18 protein-coding genes are annotated in these 16,229 nt (G+C 65.6%); 11 read left to right on the top strand and 7 right to left on the bottom strand.

The genetic code is table 11. The annotated features are described in order from the left end of the window. Window positions 1-54: 54 nt before the first annotated feature. From AAEO60_RS14505 to AAEO60_RS14465, 9 genes are all read left to right on the top strand, one after another. Window positions 55-1,497, top strand: coding sequence for a PAS domain-containing protein (locus AAEO60_RS14505; protein ID WP_341674428.1), 1,443 nt, complete (start codon window positions 55-57; stop codon window positions 1,495-1,497). A gap of 83 nt (window positions 1,498-1,580) precedes the next feature. Further along, window positions 1,581-2,726, top strand: a complete 1,146-nt coding sequence (locus AAEO60_RS14500; RefSeq protein WP_341674427.1) for a phosphatase domain-containing protein — start codon at window positions 1,581-1,583, stop codon at window positions 2,724-2,726. A 15-nt stretch (window positions 2,727-2,741) separates the two neighbouring features. Further along, entirely contained in the window at window positions 2,742-4,115 is a 1,374-nt protein-coding gene (locus AAEO60_RS14495; RefSeq protein WP_423970205.1) for a M48 family metalloprotease, read from the top strand. 9 nt (window positions 4,116-4,124) lie between these two features. Continuing rightward, entirely contained in the window at window positions 4,125-4,817 is a 693-nt protein-coding gene (locus AAEO60_RS14490) for a DsbA family protein (protein WP_341674425.1), read from the top strand. 79 nt (window positions 4,818-4,896) lie between these two features. Continuing rightward, window positions 4,897-6,111, top strand: a complete 1,215-nt coding sequence (locus AAEO60_RS14485; protein ID WP_341674424.1) for a sensor histidine kinase — start codon at window positions 4,897-4,899, stop codon at window positions 6,109-6,111. Beyond that, on the top strand, window positions 6,108-6,902 hold the full coding sequence (locus AAEO60_RS14480; protein ID WP_341674423.1) for a LytR/AlgR family response regulator transcription factor: 795 nt from the start codon (window positions 6,108-6,110) through the stop codon (window positions 6,900-6,902). Before AAEO60_RS14485 ends, AAEO60_RS14480 begins: the two co-directional genes overlap by 4 nt. A gap of 121 nt (window positions 6,903-7,023) precedes the next feature. Then, a complete protein-coding gene (gene nadC / locus AAEO60_RS14475; RefSeq protein ID WP_341674422.1) occupies window positions 7,024-7,887 on the top strand; it encodes a carboxylating nicotinate-nucleotide diphosphorylase in 864 nt (287 codons plus the stop codon). 73 nt (window positions 7,888-7,960) lie between these two features. Beyond that, on the top strand, window positions 7,961-8,395 hold the full coding sequence (locus tag AAEO60_RS14470; protein ID WP_341674421.1) for a hypothetical protein: 435 nt from the start codon (window positions 7,961-7,963) through the stop codon (window positions 8,393-8,395). Then, a complete protein-coding gene (locus tag AAEO60_RS14465; RefSeq protein ID WP_341674420.1) occupies window positions 8,373-9,101 on the top strand; it encodes a ribonuclease T2 family protein in 729 nt (242 codons plus the stop codon). The genes AAEO60_RS14470 and AAEO60_RS14465 overlap by 23 nt, the downstream gene beginning before the upstream one ends. Here AAEO60_RS14465 and AAEO60_RS14460 read toward each other — a convergent pair. The 3 genes from AAEO60_RS14460 to AAEO60_RS14450 are packed head-to-tail and all read right to left on the bottom strand — an operon-like array spanning window position 9,098 to window position 10,818. Further along, window positions 9,098-10,030 carry a DMT family transporter gene (locus AAEO60_RS14460; RefSeq protein ID WP_341674419.1) on the bottom strand — a complete coding sequence of 311 codons (933 nt, stop codon included), beginning with the start codon at window positions 10,028-10,030 and terminating at the stop codon, window positions 9,098-9,100. The two genes, AAEO60_RS14465 and AAEO60_RS14460, sit on opposite strands and share 4 nt — an antisense overlap. 53 nt (window positions 10,031-10,083) lie before the next feature. Continuing rightward, on the bottom strand, window positions 10,084-10,512 hold the full coding sequence (locus AAEO60_RS14455; protein WP_341674418.1) for a nucleoside deaminase: 429 nt from the start codon (window positions 10,510-10,512) through the stop codon (window positions 10,084-10,086). Between the two features lie 54 nt (window positions 10,513-10,566). Next, on the bottom strand, window positions 10,567-10,818 hold the full coding sequence (locus AAEO60_RS14450; protein ID WP_341674417.1) for a hypothetical protein: 252 nt from the start codon (window positions 10,816-10,818) through the stop codon (window positions 10,567-10,569). Window positions 10,819-11,014: 196 nt separating this feature from the next. On the opposite strand from AAEO60_RS14450, the gene rpmB reads away from it, so the two are divergent. Further along, on the top strand, window positions 11,015-11,305 hold the full coding sequence (gene rpmB / locus AAEO60_RS14445; protein ID WP_341674416.1) for a 50S ribosomal protein L28: 291 nt from the start codon (window positions 11,015-11,017) through the stop codon (window positions 11,303-11,305). A gap of 3 nt (window positions 11,306-11,308) precedes the next feature. On the opposite strand, the gene AAEO60_RS14440 is transcribed toward rpmB, so the two are convergent. From AAEO60_RS14440 to xseA, 4 genes are read right to left on the bottom strand one after another with little or no spacing between them, the layout of a single operon-like run. Beyond that, entirely contained in the window at window positions 11,309-12,349 is a 1,041-nt protein-coding gene (locus AAEO60_RS14440; RefSeq protein ID WP_341674415.1) for an esterase-like activity of phytase family protein, read from the bottom strand. Window positions 12,350-12,366: 17 nt separating this feature from the next. After that, complete coding sequence (locus AAEO60_RS14435) at window positions 12,367-13,248, bottom strand: M23 family metallopeptidase (RefSeq protein ID WP_341674414.1); 882 nt, start codon at window positions 13,246-13,248, stop codon at window positions 12,367-12,369. Continuing rightward, window positions 13,245-13,442: a DUF2093 domain-containing protein gene (locus AAEO60_RS14430; RefSeq protein ID WP_423970204.1), complete on the bottom strand. Its 198-nt coding sequence runs from the start codon at window positions 13,440-13,442 to the stop codon at window positions 13,245-13,247. The genes AAEO60_RS14435 and AAEO60_RS14430 overlap by 4 nt, the downstream gene beginning before the upstream one ends. A gap of 53 nt (window positions 13,443-13,495) precedes the next feature. Beyond that, complete coding sequence (gene xseA, locus AAEO60_RS14425) at window positions 13,496-14,944, bottom strand: exodeoxyribonuclease VII large subunit (protein WP_341674412.1); 1,449 nt, start codon at window positions 14,942-14,944, stop codon at window positions 13,496-13,498. On the opposite strand from xseA, the gene purD reads away from it, so the two are divergent. Beyond that, on the top strand, window positions 14,943-16,226 hold the full coding sequence (gene purD / locus AAEO60_RS14420) for a phosphoribosylamine--glycine ligase (RefSeq protein ID WP_341674411.1): 1,284 nt from the start codon (window positions 14,943-14,945) through the stop codon (window positions 16,224-16,226). The two genes, xseA and purD, sit on opposite strands and share 2 nt — an antisense overlap. Window positions 16,227-16,229: the final 3 nt, after the last annotated feature.

Raw genomic sequence — 16,229 nt, 5'->3', positions numbered from 1 at the left:
ACCAAAAATGGCCAAAGGTGTCTTTCACAGGGATACTGAGAAGGCGATTTACGCATGGACACTTTGCGCGGTAGTTTCGGAGCATTGGACGCGGCGGACCTCGGTCCGGGCATCGACGCGATGGATGCCGACCTCGATGATTCGGTGGACCACGCGCCGCCGCCGGTGATCGGAACGGACGAGCGCCGCATGCAGGTGCGCGCCTACAATTTCTGGGCGAGCCTGCTCGACGAGCGCAACTTCCCCGCCATCGAGGATCTCGATCCCGACAACCTGCCCGATTTCGGCCCGCACTCGGTGCTGCTCGATTTCACGACCGGTATCGACGACCCGTCGATCAACTTCATCGGCGATAAGCTGATGGGCGAGTGCTACACCGCCAACGACACGATCCCGCAGAGGCTGTCGGACGTACCGCCGCGTTCTCTGCTGAGCCGCATCACCGACCATTACATGCAGATCATCGCCAATCAGGCGCCGATCGGTTTCGAAGCGGAATTCGTCAACCAGCAGGGCGTGACCATCCTTTATCGCGGCATCCTGCTGCCTTTCTCCAGCGACGATGAGTCCATCGATTTCATCTATGGCGTCATCAACTGGAAGGAGATGGCCGCGGCCACCGACGTCGACGAGCTGGTCCTGGAAATGGATCAGGCCATGGAAGTCGACGCACCGGTGCTGCCGCGCGCGCCGAGTCCCGAAGAAATCACCGATTGGGCCGATGGCCCTGCCAGCGCGGTGGATGGCGAATCCCCCCTCCCGGCACCGAGCTTTGGCTTCAGCCGGGGCGACCTGGCGGACGAGCCGCTGGAGCTGTCCTACGCAGAGACCGTGCCCGAAGTGGCAGTCGAGATCGAGATCGGAGCAGCCATCGAGGTCGACGAAGCCGACATGGCCCTGGCAGACTGGTTGGCCGTCGCCCGCGAAATGGCCCAGGCTGCCAAGAGCAGTGAAGAACGTACGCGCACCTCGCTCTATGAAGCCGTCTCGCGCGCCTACGACTTTGCCGTGGCCGCGATGGAAGCGCCGGAAGAATTCGCCGAGTTGCTCGCCGATGCCGGCCTGACCGTGCAGGACCGCGCACCGATGACGCCGGTGGTGAAGTTGGTCTTCGGGGCCGAATACGACAAGACGCGCCTCACCGAATATGCCGCCGTGCTCAGCTGGGCCAAGCGGACCGGCGTGGAACGCGGCAAGCTGGGCGAATTCCTCAAGCAGGCCGACGGTGGCCTGAAAGCCATTATCGCTGCCGAACGCGAGTTCCGCCGCGAACAGGAAGGCAAGGCGCCCGCACCCAAGCCCAAGGGTCCGAAGAAGGCTATCGCTCGCAAGCTGCGGGCCATCGAACCGCGCGAATTCGCCGCAATCGCTCCGGCGGGCGAGGAATTTGCCCTGGTGATGATCCGGCGCACGGACGAAGGCGAAGTGGTCGTCCTCGGCGAAGTTCCGGACAATGCCTCGCTCATCGAAAAGGCCGCCCGCGAGCTGCTCGACTAGGTCCGGCAGCCATTCCAATCCCGTAAGGCGGGTCCTGCAAGCAGGGTGGGATTTCCCGCTGGCATCGGCTAGCGCCGCCGGTCATGGCCCTGCCGTTCAAGCGTCCCTTGCGGGTGCAGCCCTTCTTTGGTCATCGCTCGCGTGACCGTTTGCTGCTGTCTGCCCGGGCGCTGCATGCTGCCAGGCCGGGCTTCGAACAGGTCTCCCGCCTGCGGGCGATTCGCACCATGGTGTCGCAATTCCTGAGCTCGGAAGCGCACGGCGTGCGCGTGCGGCTGGAGCTGCACGGTCACGGCGAGGGGGTCTTGGTCCATGAAGGCCTGACCGATGGCGAAGGCTATGTGCACTTCGACATTGCCCTCGATCCACCGTGGGACTTGCCAGACGAGCCCATGTGGGAACTCGGAACCGTGCACTGGGACAACCGGCACGGACCGCAAAGCACCGAAGTGCGCGTGCTCGCGCCAGGGTGCGAGAGCCGGCTGGCAGTCATATCCGACATCGACGATACCATTATCGAAACCGGCGTCACGGGCGGGTTGCGCAGCGTCTTGCGCAACTGGAGGCGGCTGTTCGCCCAGCTGCCGCACGAACGCCTTGCCGTGCAGGGTGCCGATGCCTTCTACGACGAACTGGGTGGCGGCGTCCTCGCCGAGGCCAGCCAGCACGGCGCCAAGCGCTTGCCTGCCACGCGGCGGCCATTTTTCTACATCTCCTCCAGTCCGTGGAACCTGTTCTCCTACCTGGTCGCCTTCAAGCAGGTGAAAGGCCTGCCGCTTGGCCCGCTCAAGCTGCGCGACTGGGGGCTGAACCGGAAGACCTTCGGCGGAGGCAGCCATGGCCGGCACAAGCAAGAGGCGATCGATTCCATCCTCACCATGTATCCGGACATGGAATTCGCCCTGATTGGCGATGACACGCAAGGCGACCTGCCCGCTTTTGCCCGCGCCGTACGGCTGCACCCCGGGCGGATTGCCGCAGTCTTCCTGCGCACGGTTTCGGAACACGAATTCACTCCCGAAGAGGAATCCGCACGGGACGTGATATCGCAGGCTGGCGTCCCGCTGTGGCTGGGCCGCACTTACGAGGACGGGATCGAATTCCTGGGTGCTTTGGGCGTTACCCCAGGCGGCGAGACCGAAGCGATCGTCAGGACAGTTGAACAGGCTGGCGAAAGCGATGGCTCGCCCGCACATTCTTCAGTTCCGGTTCAGGGCGCGAAAGGCTAGGCAAGAGGCGACACGATGCGCATGCTAGCCAAGATCTTCGCCCGCCTGCTGGCCATGTTGGCCACACTGGCCCTCACCGTCCAACCAGCGGCGGCGCAAAGCCTGTCGGTCTTGCGCGACGCCGAAACCGAACAGCTGTTGCAGGACATGGTCGATCCGCTGGCCGAAGCGGCCGGCCTTGGCGAAGGGGCGGTGGAGGTCGTGCTGCTCAACGATCCGTCGATCAACGCCTTCGTTGCGGGCGGGCAGCGCATCTTCGTCCATTCCGGGCTGATCAATGCCGCCGACCACGCCAACGAGGTGCAGGGCGTGCTCGCGCACGAAATGGGCCACATCACCGGCGGCCATATCAATCGCTTTTCCGAAGGCGCAGGCAATGCCACCCGCATTACCCTGCTCTCGGCCCTGCTGGCCGTCGGCGCGGCGCTGGCAGGCGGCGGCGAGGCAGCCATGGGCGTGCTTTCCGCCGGGCAGCAGGCTGCCATGGGCAGTTTCCTCGCCTTCAGCCGTACGCAGGAAGCCAGTGCCGACGCCGCGGGCGCGCAGTTCCTCAGCGATGCCGGGATCAGCGGACGCGGCAGCCTCGCCTTCTTCGAGCGGCTGCAGAATTACGAATTCCGCCGCAACATCAGCCAGGCCGACGAACGCGAATATGGCCGGACCCACCCGCTGTCAGGCAATCGCATCGCCCGGCTGCGCGATGACTACCAGGCAGACCCGGCGTGGGATGCACCCGACGATCCCGAGCTGGAGGCCCGTTTCCAGCGGGCCAAGGCCAAGCTCTACGGCTACCTCGCCCCGCCCGAGCGGACGCTGACTGCCTATCCCGCCTACATGACCGGCGCCCCGGCCCGCTATGCTCGCGCCTATGCCTACCACCAGCAGGCCCTGGTGGACGAGGCGCTGGGCGAGGTCGAGGCCCTCCTCGCGGAGGAGCCGGAGAACCCCTATTACCTCGAACTCGAGGGGCAAATCCTGCTCGAATCGGGGCATGTCGACGAATCGCTGCCGCCACTGCGCGAAGCCACACGCCTCACCGGTTCGCATCCCCTGATCGCATCGACCCTGGGCCATGCGTTGATCGCTACCGAAGACCCGGCCAACCTCGACGAGGCTGAAGCCGTGCTGCGTGCAGCCGTTGGCCGCGATCGCGAGAATCCCTTCGCCTGGTATCAGCTGGGCGTCGTCTACGGCCAGCGCGGCGATATCCCGCGCGCACGCCTCGCCAGCGCCGAACAGCAAGTGCTGCAAGGCAATGCCCAGGGCGCGCTGGCGAACGCCCAGGCTGCCGAAGCCTCATTGCCTGTCGGCTCCCCCGACTGGATCCGGGCGCAGGATGTTGCCTTGCAGGCGCGCGGCATCCTTGAACGCCAGCGGGATCGCAACTAGGCCTAAGCGATGCGTACGCTCACCACAGTCCTGATCGCCCTCGTCGCCGGTTTCGCCGGTGCGGCAGCATTCCTCTACTCCGGCCTCGCGCCGGACCGGACGCGCGAGGTGCTGCTCGCCAATCCGGAAATCCTGCCCGAGGCCATGCAGGAGCTGCAGCGCCGCGACATGGCGGCGCGGATCGAGCCGCTGCGCGACGAACTGGAAGCGCCCTTCCCCGGCGCCGTCTTGGGTAACCCGAATGGTGAAGTCACGCTCGTCGAATTCTCCGATTACGCCTGCGGTTACTGCCGCACCAGTCTCGCCCACGTCAATTCGCTGATCGAGGCCAATCCGGACCTGCGCGTGGTCATCCGCGAATACCCGATTCTCTCCGCCGCCAGCGCCGATGCCGCGCGCATGGCGCTCGCCGCCGCGGAACAGGGCAAGTTCGAGGCGTTTCACAACGCCATGTTCGCCTCCGACGGCCTGTCCGCCGATGACATCGACAATGCCGCGCGGATCGCCGGGCTCGACCTCGACCGCGCACGCATGTCGATCGAAGGTGGCCTCTACGAGACCCAGCTGCAGAACAACGTCTTCCTCGGCCAGAACATGGGCCTGTCCGGCACGCCCGCCTGGGTGATCGGTGACCAGGTGCTGTCCGGCGCTGTCGGCGAAGCGGTGATCGGCGCTGCCATCGAAGAGGCGCGCGATTCCTGAGGCGGGACGCCTTGATTCGGCGACAAATGCCATCGCGGACCCGCTGAAAAGCGGGTGGTCCGCTCCCAAGATGGGCTCCATGGCCATGCTGCCGATCAGCCCCCGTCCATTCTTCGCGGACAAGAACCGCGCCTTCTGGCGTTTGCAGATGCTCGGCTGGGGCGGCGCGCTGATCCTGCGCGTGGCAACCTCGATCGCCAACGAGCGTCCGTGGGACTTCCTGATCGTCGTCATTATCTCCGCCATCGCGGGCTTTTCGATCAGCACGGTCCTGTCGGTAATCTATTCCAACCTCATCAGCCGCAGCCCGCTGGTGACCTGGACTGCAACAGCCGTTGTGCTGGCCGTTGCCGTGGCCGTTTCGGCCTTCATCAATGCCTGGACAATCGACGTTTACCAGGGCGGCAGCGAGGCCGGCTTCGCACAGCTGATGCTGGGCGTGTTCTACATCGACCTGACCCTGCTGGGTGCATGGTCGGCGCTCTACTACGCGATCAATTTCTTCCTGCAGGTGGAACACCAGGCCGACCGGCTCGAACGGCTGGAGGCGCAGGCCACCAGTGCCCAGCTGGCCATGCTGCGCTACCAGCTCAATCCGCACTTCCTGTTCAACACGCTGAATTCGATCTCCACCCTCGTGCTGCTCAAGCAGACCGAGCCGGCCAATGCCATGCTCACCCGGCTCAGCAGCTTCCTGCGGCACACGCTGGTGAACCAGCCGGGCGGCAAGGTGACCGTGGCGCAGGAGGTGGAAACGCTGCAGCTTTACCTCGACATCGAACGCATGCGCTTCGAAGAACGGCTGCGTACCGAATTCCACGTCGACGGCCTCGCCGCGCGCGCCTGCATCCCCTCTTTCCTGCTGCAGCCGCTGGTGGAAAACGCCATCAAGTACGGCGTATCCGCGCAGGAGGAAGGCGCCTGCATCACCCTGTCTGCCCAGGTGATCGGCTCTCGCCTCAGGCTCATCGTTTCGGACACCGGGCCCGGCCTGCAAGGCACCCAGCGCAGCGCGGAAACGCTGGCCTCGCAGCCAAGCTCCACCGGCGTCGGCCTTGCCAATATCCGCGACCGGCTGGCCCAGGCCTATGGCGAAGATCACCGCTTCGACATCGAAAGCCCGCCCGACGGGGGCTTTACCGTCATTATCGAACTGCCGTTCGAGCCTGCCAAGAGCGATGAAGATACCGCGAAACTTCCGCGCGCTTCGTCCGTTCCCCCTTCCAAAGGACTGCCACAGCCGGAAAGCGGCACCCCCGCCGCATCCGCCCCCCGCACCGGAGCCAATGCATGACTATCCGCACAATTATCGTCGATGACGAGAAACTCGCCATCCAGGGCCTCCAACTGAGGCTGGAGCCCTTCAGCGATATCGAAGTGATCGAAACCTGCGCCAACGGCCGCGAGGCCATCCGCGCGATCAAGACACTCAAGCCCGACCTCGTCTTCCTCGACATCCAGATGCCGGGGTTCGACGGCTTCTCGGTGGTGAAGGGCGTGATGGAAATCGAACCGCCGCTGTTCGTCTTCGTTACCGCTTACCAGGAACACGCCATCCGTGCCTTCGAGGCCAATGCCGTGAACTACCTGATGAAACCCGTGGACGAGGACAAGCTGGCCGACACTATCGAACGCGTGCGCCAGCGCCTCGCGGAAAAGCGCAGCGCGGACGAAGCCGAAAAGCTCAAGGACGTGCTCGCCGAAGTGAGCCCCGAAAGCCTCGACCAGATCACCGATGAGGACGAGAGCGCGGGCCGCTACGAGAAGATGATCAACGTCAAGGATCGCGGCCAGATCTTCCGCGTCGACGTCGATTCGATCGAGCACATCGAAGCCGCCGGCGACTACATGTGCATCTACACCGGCGACAATTCGCTGATCCTGCGCGAGACCATGAAGGACCTCGAGCGCCGCCTCGACCCCAAGACCTTCCAGCGCGTCCACCGCTCGAAGATCGTCAACCTCGACCAGGTGCGGCAAGTGAAGCCGCACACCAACGGCGAATGCTTCCTGGTGCTGGAGAGCGGCGCCGAGGTGAAGGTTTCTCGGAGCTATCGGGACGTCGTCGCGCGCTTCGTGCATTAACTTGTCGTGCGCTCACGCCTCCGCGTGAGCGTCCTCGCTAGACACGCTCCGCTACGCTGCGCCCCCTGCGGACGGGCGGTCGCCCTTGCGGTCGCGTTGCGACCGATGCAGAGGTTACTCCATGAACGATTTCACGATCGCGGGCTTTGACCTCGCCAAGTTCGTTGCTGACACCCTGGCCGAAGACCTCGGCGAAGGCCTGCCCGGCGGCGGCGTCGACGTTACTGCGACCAGCGTGATACCCGCCGATGCCCGCTTCCAGGGGGTGATGGACAGCCGCGATGCCATCGTGGTGGCGGGCCTGCCCGTGGCCGTGGCCTTTTTCCGTCACCTCGACCCGGACATGGAGATCGACCTGCTGGTGGAGGAGGGCGCTTCGGTCGAACCCGGGACGGACCTGATGTGCCTGTCGGGCAACGCCCGCGCCATGCTGACCGCCGAGCGCTCAGCGCTCAACACGGTGCAGCACCTCTCGGGCATTGCCACCATGGTGCGTGAATACGTCGATACGATGGACAACCCCGACTGCACCCTGCTCGATACGCGCAAGACCATCCCCGGCCTGCGCCACCTCGAGAAATATGCCGTACGCATGGGTGGTGGAAGCAACCACCGCATGGGCCTGTGGGACGCAGCAATGATCAAGGACAACCACGTGCTGGTGGCAGGATCGGTGGGCGAGGCCGTGCGCCGCGCGGTCGAGGCGGGCGTGCAGGACATCATCTGCGAAGTTGACCGGATCGACCAGATCGAGCCGGCGCTTGCCGCTGGCGCAACCCGCCTGCTGCTCGACAACATGGAGCCGGATATGCTGCACGAAGCCGTCGCGCTGGTAGCAGGCCGCGTGCCGACCGAGGCCTCGGGCGGGATCAACCTCGAGACCATCAAGGCCAAGGCGGCAACGGGCGTGGACTACGTCTCCGTCGGCCGCCTCACGCAAAGCGCGCCAGCCGCCGATATCGGGCTGGATTTCACCGTCAGCTGAGCTGCAAGCATGGTGCTCGCCAAGCTCCAGCGCCCATGATACCGCCCCGCCAACAGGGTTGAGGAGACAGCACATGAAACCGCAATTGGTCGTCTGGTTCGATTACCTTTTCTGGCTCGGCGTCTTGGCCGCAGTCTGCGGCCTCTACCTCAACTTCGACCTGATCACCGGCTCTGTCGCAGACGTACCCGGCGCGCGCGCTGGGGCGGTCGTGGGAGGAATCCTCGGCTTCTCGGTTACCCTGGGCCTCTACGCGCTCGGCTGGTTCTTCATCTCGCGCAAGGGCAGCAAGATCGCGCACTGGATCTTCACCCTCATCACGGGCGCAGTGCTGGCCTTCACCGTCTTCGGCACCCTGATGGCCGGTTTCCAGTTCGGTGTGTTCCCCGCAGTGCTGGACTTCGCGCGCTTCGGCATGTGGTTCCTTGGCGCCGTCCTGCTGTTCCTGCCCGAAGCGCGGCCATGGTTCGACAAGGGCACGCCGAATGTTCCCGATACCTTCGACTAGGTGGCCGGTCGCCCTGGCAGCCGTGCTGTGCGCGGCCTTGCCCGCGCCTGCCCTTGCCCAGGCCTACCAGTGCCGCGTGCCGCAGGGCCCGGTGTCGCTGCCGCCGGTCGAACGCGACGGACCGGTGCGCGAGACGCGCGTCACCGGCTACACTCTTGCCCTCAGCTGGAGCCCGGAGTTCTGCCGCTTCCGCGCCGAGGCCCCGCAACATGCCCGCCAGTGCTCCGGACGCGACGGCCGCTTCGCCTTCGTGGTCCACGGCCTTTGGCCCGACGGGCCGGGCGGCACATGGCCGCAGTGGTGCCCTACCAGCCGCCTGCCGAGCACGAGCGAAGTCCGCGCGAGCATGTGCATGACGCCCGACGCCGCCCTGATCGCGCGCGAATGGGCCAAGCACGGTGCCTGCATGACGCCCAGCCCCGACGCCTACCTGCAGGTCATCCGCATCCTGTGGAATTCGCTGCGCTGGCCCGATTTCGACCGTCTCTCCCGTCGCCGTGGCCTGACCGCAGGCGATATCCGCCAGACCTTCGCCGAGGCCAACCCCTACTGGGATGCCGAGGACGTGGGACTGGTGGTGAGCAACCGCGGCTGGCTGCGTGAAATGCGACTCTGCTACGACGCGGAGTTCATGCCGACCGCCTGTGACGCGCGGCGTTACGGGCCGGCGGATGACGCGGAAGTACAGATCTGGCGGGGGCTCTAGCTGACTCCGCCGTCATCGTGCGCGCGCGTGTGCTCGACGATCATCAGCAGCAGGCCGAGAAAGACCAGCCCGAACCCCAGCAGGTGCGACCAGCGGAAGGCTTCGCCCAGCACGACATAGGACAGCGCCAAGGCCGACAGCGGCATGACCGACATCGCCCCCGCAGTCAGCGCGCCCGGCGCCTTGCGCACCCCGTTATACCATAGCACCGGCGCCAGCCCGCCGGTCGCGCCGCCCCAGAAGGCGAGGGCGAACCAGGCGCCAGTGCTGGCTCCCGAAAGGTCGAAGGGCTGGGGATCGAACAACAGGGCCAGGGCCACGAATATGGGCGCTGCCACCAGCGATGCCGCAAGCGTGGTCTCGAGCGAGCTGATCCCGTCGGAGAGCTTGCGCGACAGCAAGGTGTAGGCGGCTTCCAGGCACACGGCGAAGGCCACCAGGGCTGCGCCCAGCAGCGGCGCATTACTCGGCCCGCCACCGTCTGCACGCAGCAGGTTGATCGCGGCGATGCCGAGCACGGCCAGCGCCAGGGCGCCCGCCTTGCGCAGGTTCATCGCCGCGCCAAGGAACACCACGGCAGCCACCGCCGTCACTGCTGGCGTCGCACTCATGATGGTCGAGCCGATGACTCCCGTGGTGAGTCGCATGCCGAACAGCATGGTCGCGGTGAAACCCACCATGCCGAAGATGGATATGGCCAGGATCACCCACCAGTCGGACCGCTGCATCTTGGCGAACCGGTCCGTCATCATCCAGGCAAACGGGGCCAGCACGACGATGGCGATGGCCATGCGCATGAAAGAGGCCGTGAAGACCGAGAAGTGTTCCCCGATGATCTTGCTGAGCGGAGTAGCGCTGCCGAACAGCCCCATGCCGAGCAGGAGCTGGGCAATGGTGAGGGGTGAGGTTGTTTGGTCCTTTTCCGCCATGATCGATCCCGCAATCCAACAGCCAGCGTGAAGCCGGGAAGATTCACCGGTCTTTACCGCCTCTCCCTGAAGAACGCGCGCAACAATTCCGCCGCTTCGGCCTCGCCAACGCCCGAATAGACTTCGGGCCGGTGCAGGCATTGGTCCTGTTCGAACACCCGTGCGCCGTGGTCCACGCCGCCGCCCTTGGGATCGCTCGCGCCGTAATAGACCCGCGCCAGCCGCGCGTGGCTGATCGCACCTGCGCACATGGGGCAGGGTTCCAGCGTCACGTAGAGGTCGCAGCCGGTCAGGCGTTCGTCGTCGAGAAATTCGGCGGCATTGCGAATCGCCACCAGTTCGGCATGGGCCGTCGGGTCCTTGCAGGTGCGAGTGAGGTTGTTGCCTTCACCCACGATCTTGCCGTCCCGAACGACAACCGCGCCGACAGGCACTTCGCCCGCCAGCGCGGCTTCTTCTGCCAGGTCCAAAGCCCGGCGCATGGGACCAGGCAGGGGCCAGCGTGGCCGTGCCCCTGTCATGATCCGCCGGTACGGTTATTCACCGTCGCTTTCGGTAACCGGTTCGCCTTCTGCATCGTCCGGCATATCGACATCGACGGTCGGCACGTCAACGGTCACCTCTTCGGTGTCGACGTCAACCTCGGGGCCTTCGACATCATATTCGGGCAGGTTGCCGCCTTCGACATCGACTTCGGGCATTTCGCCTTCTTCGGTCTGGTCAACGTCACAAGCCGAAAGGCCAAGGGCCAGGGTGCCGGCGACTGCAATAATTGCGAACTTCTTCATGTTTTAAACTCCGTGAGCCTGTTATGGCGGGCAATCGCTTGCCTGCCTTGATCCACACAACGGGCTGCCTTTTGGCTGGTTCCGAAAAAGCCGTGACGGGGTCGGGAGACACGCAGGCTGTTGACGATTCGCACAGGCGCCGCTATGCGCGCGCCTTTCCCGGCACTGACCGAACACTTTACTGAAGAGACGAACCATGTCGCGCATCTGCGAACTTACCGGCAAGGGCCGCCAGGTCGGCCACAACGTGAGCCACGCCAACAACAAGACCAAGCGTGTCTTCCTGCCCAACCTGCAGAACGTCACGCTGATGAGCGAAAAGCTGGAACGCAGCTTCAAGTTCCGCGTGTCGACGCAGGGCCTGCGCTCGGTGGAGCACAATGGCGGCCTCGACAACTGGCTGCTGAAGACCAGCGACGACAAGCTGTCGGCCAGCGCCCAGAAGGTGAAGCGCGAGCTGAAGAAGGCTCTGGCAACCGCTGCCTAAGCGCTAGATTGCCAAGACACGCGAAAAAGCGCGCGGGGAGCGATCCTCGCGCGCTTTTTCGTGCGCGCCGTCCGGTTCTGCTTCGGATTCGAGCACGGCCAGCTCCAACCGCACCAGCAAGGTGCGCTGGAAGGCGCTGAAATTGTCGTCGGAAATGAGCCAGATGTCAGCGCCGCCATCGGCGCCTTCGACGAGGTCCATCCCTTCAAAGTTGTCGCTAGGCACGAGATCGTGGAGGGTCAAAGCCAGTTCCGGCTGCCATGGCTCTTCACCTGCGGGCAATGCGCCGACCACCAGGATCACGTCGAAAGTGGGCGGCAGGCCCCATGCCACGCGGCGCATCAGCACCAGCAAGCGCCCGTCGGGCAATTGTGCGGCGTCTGTCGGGGAATAGCCCGCTTCGGGCCATTCAATCGGAACACTGGTCGTCCCGCCATCCCGCACAGGGTCGTCCGCGAAGAGGTAGAGCCGCGCTTCGGTCTCGGGCAGGGCGACGAACCTTCCGTCGGCCAGCCGCACCAGGCTTTCCATGCCGCCGTTGTCTTGCCAGGGCATGGCGGGGAACAGCACGTGACCGTCGGGTTCGCCCCTGGCCGTGTAGCGCTGGATGGCATGCTCCCCTTCGTAACCCAGCCAGAACGTCCCGCTCGCCGGGTCCTGTGTTGCCGATTCGATGTCCCACAGTCGCTGTTCCAGGCCGGGATCGGGCAATTGCGCGCCGATGGACGCCGGCAGGTCTGGTCCGCCGGGACCGGAAAAGCTCAGGAAACGGCCCCGGTCGGAGAAGGTCACCAATGTGCCATCCTGGCCAGCCAGCAGTGCCGAATATCCGCCAAAGACCAGGTCCGGCGACGTGACTTCCCAAACGCCGGTGACGCGAAATTCGCCGTGGCCGGCCTCGTCGTAAGCCAGTTCAAGCAGTTGCAGGTCATCGGCATCGCCGCGTGTCACAGCCGTGCGCATCCACACCGAAGGCATGACGAGCAGCACCAGCAGCACCGCCGCCATGCGCCTTGCGGAGCTCGCGCTGATTCGGTTGAACATGCCCCGCAATAGCGGCGTCAGGGCATCGGGCCAGTGAACAGGATCGGGTCGAGCCGCGAATTGTGCCACTTCATCGACCAGTGCAGGTGCGGGCCCGTCGCCCGGCCCGAAGAGCCGATGCGACCGATTACCTGGCCCTGCTCGACGTGGTCACCCTGTTCGACGTCGATCTGCGACAGGTGCAGGAAGGCACTGTTCAGCCCTGCCCCGTGGTCGATGATGACGAGGTTTCCTTCAAGGCTGAAGTCGCGCACGGCCAGGGTCACGACGCCGTCGGCCGGAGCCACGAAAGGAGTACCTGCTCCGGGCGCGATATCGATGCCCGAATGGTAGCTGCCCGGCTCGCCGCGATAGACGCGCTGCGAACCGAAACGGCCCGAGATGCGGCCCGTCACCGGCCAGATGAAAGACTGGGTCCAGCCGTCGGTCGCCGAATCGGCGGTGCGCGCATCCCAGATGGCGTCGAGCTCGGGTTGGCGGCGGCGCATGAAGCTCTCGCTCGCCCCGCCCGCGCGGCGCGCGACGTTGACGCGTTCGATATTCCAGGCCCGCGGGCTGACCGTCAGTTCGGTCGTCACCGTGCTCCCGTCAGCCATGATGGCGACCAGTTCGGCGGTGGTGCCGGAATCGCGGTCAAAAGCGGCGAAGAAATTGCCCTCGGCATCGAGCTCGAGGTCCTGGTCATCCAGACGGGCGGTGACCGCACCCATGGGCACTCGTCCGCGCAGCCAGCCGCCCTGCGTCAGCGCGCCGTCGTAGGTGAACTCGGTGCTCGACCGCGCCGGGGCGGAAGGTGCGGCAGGGGCTGCGGAAGTGTCATCACTGGCACTGGCAGGCTGGGCCGAGCAGCCGCTCGACAGGAGCGCTGCGGCGAGCAGCGATGCAGCGTAGCGGATCACAGGTCCTCGAGCGTGCGCCGGGTGGACAGTTCGGCGCTGGCATAGGCCTCCTGCCGGTCCACGCTCCAGTAGCGCAGCTCCTCCAGATGGACGGGGATACCACTCATGGCACAGACGACGAAATGGCCCGGACGGACAACGCGGAAGCCGTTGGGGCCGTAGATCAGCGTGGCGGCCTTATCGGAAGATGACATCAACATGGTTCTCTATCTAGTGCGCGCATCCTTTCAGCGCAATTTACGGAATTTCACAGCAGCTTGGGCTGGCCGCTCTCGGGAGGCGTCTTGTCGCGTTTCTTCGCAGGCTTGCGCGGGGTGTCGCCCGGCACCGCCTGCACGGTGCCATCGGCGAACTTGATGTCCAGCAGCGGTTCCTTGCGGGCACTGGCGGCGCTGGTAACCGCCTTGCCGCTGGCATCGAGCACCATGGCATAGCCGCGCGAGAGCGGCTTTTCGGGATGCAGCTGTTCGGCCAGGCGGGCAAGGGCGGCGAGGCGCTCGCGCTGTTCGGCGATGGGGCGCTCCACCAGCGCGGGAGAAAGTCGCGCCGAGGCCAGCCGCTGTTTCGCATCGCGCAGGTTGCCGCGCAGGATCGCGGGCGAGAGACGCAGGTCCGCAAGCCGCTCGCGCCCCTTGGAGGCCCGGTCCACTAGCCCGCGGCGCAGGCGTTCGCCGAGTTCGTCGAGCTTCTGCGCCTGCGGTTGCAGCAATTGTTCGGCAGAGGGCAGCCGGTCGGCGCGTGCGGCGAGCCGTTCGCGCCCCAGTTCCACCGGGCGCATGACGACCTTGCGCTGGCGCAGGCCGAAATCGTCGAGCGTCGCGACCAGGTCGCGCAGCACGGGCACGGCGATCTCGGCGGCAGCGGTGGGCGTCGGCGCGCGGCGGTCTGCAGCATAGTCGCACAGGGTGGTGTCGGTCTCGTGGCCGACGGCGCTGATCACGGGGATCGGGCTTTCGGCCACCGCGCGGACGACGACCTCCTCGTTGAACGACCACAGGTCCTCGATCGAGCCGCCTCCCCGCGCGACGATCAGCAGGTCGGGGCGGGGCACATGGCCGCCCGGCTCCAGCGCACCGAACCCGCGCACGGCATTGGCCACCTGCTGCGCCGCGCCGTCGCCCTGCACCAGCACCGGCCAGACCACGACGTGCGACGGAAAGCGATCCGCCAGCCGGTGCAGGATATCGCGTATCACCGCGCCGGTGGGTGACGTCACGACGCCGATAACCTTGGGCGCGAAGGGGAGGGCGCGCTTGCGCTCGGGCGCGAACAGACCCTCGGCCTCCAGCCGCGCCTTTGTCTTTTCGAGCAGGGCCAGCAGGGCGCCTTCGCCCGCGATCTCCATCCGCTCGATCACGATCTGGTACTTGGAGCGGCCCGGATAGGTGGTCAGCTTGCCCGAGGCGACCACTTCCAGTCCGTCTTCCGGGCGGAAGGCCAGCCGCGCTGCCGTGCCCTTCCACATGACCCCGTCGAGCACGGCCTTCTCGTCCTTCAGCGCCAGGTAGACATGGCCCGAGGCCGCGCGCTTCACCCCGGACAATTCCCCGCGCAGGCGGACAAAGCCGAAACGATCTTCCACCGTGCGCTTGAGCGCCTGCGAAATCTCGGTGATCGTCAGCGGAGCGGAATTGTCGCCGGGGCCGCTGGCCGCTACCAGCCTGTCGTCGTCGTCGTAAGGGGAATTACTCGTCATGAATATCCTGGTGCTCGGCTCTGGCGGACGCGAACATGCCCTGTGCTGGAAGCTGGCGCAATCCGCAGCGGTCACGGAACATGGGGGCAAGCTCTATGCTGCGCCGGGCAACCCCGGCATTGCCCAATGTGCCGAAGTGGTTTCTCTGGATGAGAAGAATCACGCCGAAGTGGTTAGGTTCTGCGCAGACAAGGCGATCGGCCTTGTCGTGATCGGCCCGGAAGCCCCGCTGGTGGACGGCCTCGCCGATTCCCTGCGCAAGGCGGAGATTCCCGTCTTCGGCCCCTCACAGGCTGCCGCGCAACTGGAAGGCAGCAAGAACTTCACCAAGGCGCTGTGCGACCGCGCCTCGATTCCCACGGCGGGCTATGTCCACTGCACCTCGCTGGAACAGGCCAAGGCGGCCCTTTCCACCTTCGCACCGCCCTTCGTGCTCAAGGCCGACGGGCTTGCGGCGGGCAAGGGGGTGGTGATCGCCGATAACGTTGAGCACGCCGTGGAAGCGCTGGAAGACATGTTCGGCGGCAAATTCGGCTCGGCCGGCGCGGAAGTGGTGATCGAGGAATTCATGCACGGCGAGGAAGCCAGCTTCTTCGCCCTGACCGACGGCGAGACCGTGGTCCCCTTCGGCACGGCGCAGGATCACAAGCGCGTGGGCGATGGCGACACCGGCCCCAACACCGGCGGCATGGGCGCCTATTCGCCGGCTCGCGTGTTGACCGGCCAACTGGTGGCCGAAACGCTCGAAAGGATCGTCTTCCCCACGGTGCGCCAGCTACGCGACGAAGGCATGCCCTATGTCGGCGTGCTCTATGCCGGACTGATGCTGACGGGCGAGGGCGTCAAGCTGGTCGAATACAACTGCCGCTTCGGCGATCCAGAGTGCCAGGTGCTGATGATGCGGCTGCAGAGCGACCTCGCCGACTACATGCTCGCCTGCGCCCAGAGCACGCTGGCCGACCTGCCGCAGCCCGACTTTGCCAATGATACCGCGATGACCGTGGTCATGGCCGCCAAGGGCTACCCCGACACGCCCGAGAAGGGCGGGACTATCGACCTGAGGGAGGCAGAAGCGGACGGTGCGAAAGTCTTCCACGCGGGGACCAAGCTGGTGGATGGCCAGCTGGTCGCCAACGGCGGCCGCGTGCTCAATGTCACGGCGACGGGTTCCGACACCAAGGCCGCGCAGGAGGCCGCCTACCGCGCGGTAAAGGCCATCGATTTCCCAAGCGGTTTCTACCGAAATGATATAGGCTGGCGGGAGGTCGCACGAGAAACCTGAGGG

It is taken from the genome of Aurantiacibacter gilvus (assembly GCF_038289935.1).
Taxonomy (GTDB): domain Bacteria; phylum Pseudomonadota; class Alphaproteobacteria; order Sphingomonadales; family Sphingomonadaceae; genus Alteraurantiacibacter; species Alteraurantiacibacter gilvus.
Note: the sequence above shows the minus strand (reverse complement) of the source record. Positions and strands in the feature narration are given on the sequence as shown.